Raw genomic sequence first — 3,632 nt, 5'->3', positions numbered from 1 at the left:
CGCCACCGGCCCAACCCAGCCAGGCGTAGAACACCAGGAAGGCCATCATGCCGATCCAGAAAATCGGCGTGGAGTAGCCGAACAGCGTGATCAACCGCGCGATATGGTCCCCGGCACGCCCCTGATGTGTCGCCGCGTAGACGCCCAGCGGCAAGCCCGCCAACACGCCGAACAGAATGGCCAGGGTGGCCAGTTCCAAAGTGGCTGGGAAGACCCGGGCGATGTCGGTGATGACCGGGTTGCCGGTCAGCAAGGCCATGCCGAAGTCACCGTGCAGCAGGTCGCCGAGGTAGATCGCGAACTGCGTCCACAACGGTTTGTCCAGGCCTAGCTCTTGATACACCTGGGCGTAGGCCGAGGCGTCAGCGTCCGGGCCGACGATGGCCAGCACCGGGTCCAGGGGCATGACCCGTCCGATGAAAAAGGTCAGTAGCAGCAGCCCCAGCAGCGTCACCGCCACCGACCCGCTGCGCCGGGACGCCGAAGCGACCCGGGATGTCCAGATTGAAAAGGATGCAGTCGACATGTTCATTCCTGCCTTGGCCCTGCGGCCGTCGATTTCAGCGCTGCTTGTAAACGTCCCGAAGACGTGTGGTGGCGGCGGTATGGCCGATGTAGTTGCGCACGTCGGCGTGGATCACCACTTCGTCGACCATCTGTGAAACCGGCATGATTGCTCCGGCCTGCTGGTCGTAGAGGGTCTGGATCTGCGCGTACATTTCCCGCTGGCGCTCGGGGTCTTGCTCGCGCTCGGCCTGCTCGATCAACTGATTGAGCTGCGGGTTGAAGAACGAGGTGCGCCAGCCCTGGAAGTTGCTCAGCTTGGCTTCGGTGCGGTTGTCCGGGTTGTAGACCAGGGCCCGCAGGCTTGAATGCGGATGACGCTCCGCCCCGCCACCACCACGACCGACGAGGATGTCGAACTGGCGGTCGCGCATTGCACCGTAAATCTGATTTCCCGTGCCGGTGATGATCGTGGCCTGGATACCTGCCTGGGCCAGCGTCGCTTGCAGGCTGGTGGCGATGTTGATGAACGGCGGATCGGTCAGCGAGCGGATGCTCACCTTGAAGCCTTCGGCGTGCCCCGCCGCCGCCAGCAGACGCTTCGCCTCGGCCACATCCAGGCGATAGCCAGGATCTTCCAGGCGTGCCGGCAGCCCCAGTTGCATCGGCCGCTGATTGATCACCCCGTAGTGCGGCATCACCACATCGTTGATGCCCTGGTAGTCGATCAGCAGGCGGATGGCTTGGCGCACGCGGATGTCCTGGAACAGCGGCTGTTGCATGCTCATCGCCACGTAATACAGCGTGCCACGGGCGATGCTCTGGATGCGTACCTCATCGACCTTGCCCAGCGCCTTGATGTCAGTGGCCGCCATGCCTCGGGCGACGTCCAGGTCACCGCGCTCGACCATCAGGCGCAAGGCCTGGGACTCGGTCATGTTGCGCATGATCACCCGGCGCAACTTCGCGGGGCCGCGCCAATAGTCGTCATGACGACTCATCAGAATCACGTCGTTGGCGCGCCAGATGTCGAGCTTGAAGGCACCGGAGCCGGCTGTGTGGGTCGCCAGCCACGCGGCGCCCTGATCATCACCGACCTGATGTTGCAAAGCGACCGAGCGATCAATGATGAAGGCGCTGGGAGAGGTCGCCAGAGTGTTAAGCACCAGCATCGGGTCGGTGCTGCGCGGCAGGTCCATGACAAAGGTATGCGGCCCTTCGGCGCGCATCAGTTTGCTGACGTTGTCGGCGGTGAAACCGTAGGCTTTCCAGGTCGAAGCCAGGGCGCGGTTGAGGGTGACCACCCGTTGTAGCGACCAGGCGACGTCTTGCGCGGTGAGCGGTGCGCCGGAGTGAAAACGCACGTCATCGCGCAACTGGAAGGTCAGGCGCATGCGGTCGGGGCTGACCTCCCAGGTTTTCGCCAGGGCCGGGATCAGCGTGTCCGGTTGCGCCGCGTCCTGCTCCAGGAGCATGTCATAAACGTTGGCGTTAACCTCGGCGACCTCCAGGCCGGTTGCCGCGGCGGGGTCCAGGGACAGCAGGTTTATCATGCTCATGCCCACCACCAATTGGTCGGCGGGCGTTTCGCCTTGAGCCAGGCTGACGGGCACCTGCACTGTGCACAGGGCCACGGTGACACACAGCAGCCTGGTCAGGCGCTTGGGCCAGAGTTTCATGGTTCAGTCCTTTCTTATATTTATAAAGACTTGTCGTCCGGGCAGCTATCGGCCGCGGACGTGGTGCGCGATCAATGTCGAGACAAGGTATTGGCCTCGATATACGCGAAGTTGATGTCCTCGCCCAACCCAGGCCGATCAGACAGGTGCACAAAACCGTCGGCGTCCATCGGGTCGACGATGCTATTGAGGTGCGCAGGGACTTCTTCGTAGTCGAGGAAGGGATGCAACAGGCCGCGCTCGTACCAGCGGCAATTGCTGATTGCACCGACTACAGCCAGGTTCGCCGCGCCATTGCCGTGGACTTCACAGTCCATGCCGAACGACTCGGCCAGGTGCGCCACCTTCAGGCACGGCCCGATCCCCCCGACCCCGGCCACGCCCGCGCGCAGGATGTCACAGGACTTATGGGTGACCCAACTGGCGCGGCTGTGGAACTTGCCGGCGATGCTTTCCGGGCCCAGTACCGGGATGTCCAGATTGGCCGCCAGCCAGGCATAGGACTCAGCGGAATCTTCCATCATCGGTTCTTCGAACCAGGCGAAATTGAGTTGCTCGAGCGCCCTGCCAATGGTCAGCGCGTCCATGCGGCTGTACCAGTGGTAGCCGTCGAGCATCAGCGCGGTGTCCGGACCGACTGCCTCACGCACGGCGGCGCAGGCTTGAATGTCCATCTGCGGATTCGGGGCGAAGGAAATCGGCGGCATCCAGGTGTGCAACTTGATGGCCTTGTAGCCGCGCTGGACCAGTTTTTCGGCGAACTGGCCGTACTCGTCCGGCGTGGACAAGCCCCCCGGCAGATCATCGCCACACATCGTCGAACCGTACGCCGGCACTTTGTCGCGATAGCCGCCAATCAGCTTGTGTACCGGCAACTTGAGCTTGCGCCCGGCCAGGTCCCACAGCGCTTGTTCCACCAGCGCCAACGCGCGGTCGGTGAACTGCCCGGCGCTGCCGCGCTGCCAGTGCGCCAAGTCTTGCCAGATGCTTTCGCGGTCCATTGGGTCCCGGCCGATCAGCACCTTGCGCACAAAGGACTCGATGATGTGCGGACGAACCAACTCAGGCGGACCGAAGGCATAGCCCTCGCTGCCGTCATCGCAGCCAATTCGCAGCAAGGCCATCTTGATCAGAACCTCCTCGCCCGGATGAGCGTGGCCGGCGCTGTCTTGAGCGCGGCGCGAAGGGGTGGAAAAGACTTCGACGTGAACGCCTGTGATTCTCATAGGGGGAAGAACACCATGTATTGTGATTTTTATTTGTATGTCGTCATACAACGCGGCTGATTATTCGGACGTTTCCGTCAGACTGTCAACCGGTAAATCACACAAAAACCAACAGATGATGGGATTTCCATAGTGAAGAGGTTATTTCTCGCATCACAAACAACAGAAGTCGTCATACCACAGCGTTACCAGGTAGGACTTGGAAAGACAGGAACACCGGCGA

The 3,632-nt window shown here is 62.1% G+C and carries 3 protein-coding genes; all 3 read right to left on the bottom strand.

Annotated elements, in window-relative coordinates; genetic code table 11:
* A partial coding sequence (locus GSM73_RS26815) for an ABC transporter permease (protein WP_256676685.1) occupies nt 1-526 on the bottom strand: 526 nt, incomplete at its 3' end.
* 34 nt (nt 527-560) lie between these two features.
* A complete protein-coding gene (locus tag GSM73_RS03315) occupies nt 561-2,183 on the bottom strand; it encodes an ABC transporter substrate-binding protein (protein WP_107321500.1) in 1,623 nt (540 codons plus the stop codon).
* 71 nt (nt 2,184-2,254) lie between these two features.
* Nucleotides 2,255-3,409, bottom strand: a complete 1,155-nt coding sequence (locus GSM73_RS03310) for a mandelate racemase family protein (protein WP_160891560.1) — start codon at nt 3,407-3,409, stop codon at nt 2,255-2,257.
* Nucleotides 3,410-3,632: the final 223 nt, after the last annotated feature.

It is taken from the genome of Pseudomonas sp. PICF6 (assembly GCF_009831705.1).
In the GTDB taxonomy this organism is placed as follows: domain Bacteria; phylum Pseudomonadota; class Gammaproteobacteria; order Pseudomonadales; family Pseudomonadaceae; genus Aquipseudomonas; species Aquipseudomonas rhizophila.
Note: the sequence above shows the minus strand (reverse complement) of the source record. Positions and strands in the feature narration are given on the sequence as shown.